Source organism: uncultured Fretibacterium sp., assembly GCF_938030725.1.
Classification (GTDB): domain Bacteria; phylum Synergistota; class Synergistia; order Synergistales; family Aminobacteriaceae; genus Fretibacterium.
Map to the genome: position 1 here is coordinate 1 of NZ_CALHIQ010000111.1, position 1,459 is coordinate 1,459.

The window sequence follows — 1,459 nt, forward strand, 5'->3', positions numbered from 1 at the left end:
CCGTGATGAAGGGGAAGCGCCACACGTTGCCGAGGCCGATGGCGCACCCCGCCGAAAGAAAGATGAAGCCCAGCCGGCTTCCCAGAGTTTCCCGTTTCTTTTCCATGGCACGATAACCTCGATTCCTGAAGCGAAGGGGCCGGCTACTTCACGAACTTTTCCCAGTAGCCCGCCGCAAAGATGGACAGCACGAGAAGGGGCACCACCCAGGTGAAGTAGGGGCGGAGGAAGGCCGGGAACTTGATGCCGCGTCCGGCGTCCGCCTCCTGGATGAAGCCGTCCCAGCCCCAACCGTAACGGGAAACGCAGAAGAACAGGTAGACGAGGGAGCCCAGGGGCAGCATGTTGTTGCTGACGATGAAGTCCTCCAGGTCCAGCACCCCGGACCCGGCGCCCAGGGGCTGGAAGCCGGACCACCGGTTGAAGCCCAGGGCGCAGGGCAGGGCCAGCACGAAGAGCCCGCAGCCCGTGACGAGGGCGGCGAGGGGCCGGCTCCAGCCGAGCTTGTCCATGAAGCAGGCCAGGATGTTCTCGAAGACGGCGATGACGGTGGAGAGGGCGGCGAAGCTCATGAAGAGGAAGAAGAGGGTGCCCCAGAGCTGCCCGCTGGGCATCTGGTTGAACATGTTGGGCAGCGTGACGAAGATCAGGCCAGGGCCCGCGCCCGGCTCGATGCCGTAGGCGAAGCAGGCGGGGAAGATGATGAGCCCCGCGCAGAGGGCCACGGCCGTGTCCAGCGTCGAGATCAGGAGGGCCTCGCCCATCAGGGAGCGGTCCTTGCCGATGTAGCTGCCGAAGATGGCCATGCTGCCGACGCCGAGCCCCAGGGTGAAGAAGGCCTGTCCCAAGGCTGCGTAGACGCTGGTCCAGAGGCCGTTGGCCGTGAGGTTCGCGAAGTTGGGCTTCAGGTAGAACTCGAGGCCGCGCTCCGCCCCTGGCAGGGTGACGGAACGAACGGCCAGCGCGACCATGATGACGAGGAGGCAGGCCATGATGGCCTTCGCCGCGCGCTCGACGCCCCGCCTGAGGCCGGAGCAGCAGACGGCGGCGCTAACGCCTACCGCCAGGGCCAGCCAGCGCACCATGGACTCCGGGTCCGCGAGGAGGCTGGCGAAAGCGCCTCCAACCTGGTCCGGGGTGAGTCCCGCCAGGTCTCCTTTTGCGGAGTAGTACGTGTAGGCCAGCATCCAGCCCGTCACCACGGTGTAGAACATCATGAGGAGCGTGCAGCCGATCCATCCGGCGTAGCCCCAGACGGACCAGGCCCGGTGCTGGGGGCAGAGGGCGGCAAAGGAGGTCACGACGCTGCGCTGGGACGCGCGCCCTACGGCGAACTCCATCACGAGGAGCGGCAGCGCCAGGGCCAGCAGGCAGACGACGTAGATCAGGACGAAGGCCGCCCCACCGTACTGCCCCGTGATGAAGGGGAAGCGCCACACGTTGCCGAGGCCGATGGCGC

2 protein-coding genes are annotated in these 1,459 nt (G+C 66.8%); both read right to left on the reverse strand.

Annotated elements, in window-relative coordinates; genetic code table 11:
• A partial coding sequence (locus Q0629_RS06615; protein ID WP_298780475.1) for a hypothetical protein occupies positions 1 to 106 on the reverse strand: 106 nt, incomplete at its 3' end.
• 37 nt (positions 107 to 143) lie between these two features.
• Positions 144 to 1,459, reverse strand: a 1,316-nt coding sequence (locus Q0629_RS06620) for a sodium-dependent transporter (RefSeq protein ID WP_298780473.1), incomplete at its 5' end; no start/stop codon positions are given.